The sequence below is a fragment of the Rhodococcus olei genome (genome assembly GCF_039540555.1).
Taxonomy (GTDB): Bacteria; Actinomycetota; Actinomycetes; order Mycobacteriales; family Mycobacteriaceae; genus Rhodococcus_G; species Rhodococcus_G olei.
The window spans coordinates 1-788 of record NZ_BAABFB010000084.1; the positions used below are offsets into that span (position 1 = coordinate 1).

General features: G+C 71.6%; 1 protein-coding gene. It reads left to right on the forward strand.

The window, feature by feature from the left end:
• Positions 1-788 (forward strand): acetyl-CoA C-acyltransferase (locus ABD951_RS27940; protein WP_345353431.1); only part of this gene is annotated, 788 nt, incomplete at both ends.

Here is a 788-nt window from a genome sequence, read left to right on the forward strand (position 1 = left end):
GACCTCGGGGGCGTCGCGATCGCCGGTGCGCTCGAGAAGGCCGGTGTCGCGCCCGAGCAGGTCGAGTACGTGATCATGGGCCAGGTCCTCACCGCAGGCGCCGGACAGATCCCGGCCCGCCAGGCCGCCGTCGCCGCCGGCATCCCGATGGACGTGCCCGCCCTGACGATCAACAAGGTGTGCCTGTCCGGCATCAATGCCATCGCGATGGCCGACCAGCTGATCCGCGCCGGCGAGTTCGACGTCGTCGTCGCCGGTGGCCAGGAGTCGATGACCCGGGCCCCGCACATGCTCGAGAAGTCCCGCGCCGGATTCAAGTACGGCGACGTCACCCTGCGCGACCACATGGCCTACGACGGCCTGCACGACATCTTCACCGACCAGGCGATGGGCAACCTCACCGAGTCCGCCAACAGCGGCGAGCGGTTCGTCTCCCGCGCCGAGCAGGACGCGTTCGCCGCCGCCTCGCACCAGCGGGCGGCCCGCGCCTGGAAGGACGGCCTGTTCGACGCCGAGGTCGTGCCGGTGTCGATCCCGCAGCGCAAGGGCGACCCGATCGTGTTCGCGACCGACGAGGGGATCCGCGCCGACACCACCGCCGAGTCGCTCGGGAAGCTGCGTCCGGCGTTCTCGAAGGATGGCACCGTCACGGCCGGGTCCGCGTCGCAGATCTCCGACGGCGCCGCGGCGGTCGTGGTGATGTCCAGGGCCAGGGCCGAGGAGCTCGGTCTCGAGTGGATCGCGGAGATCGGCGCGCACGGGGTGGTGGCGGGGCCGGACTCGACGTT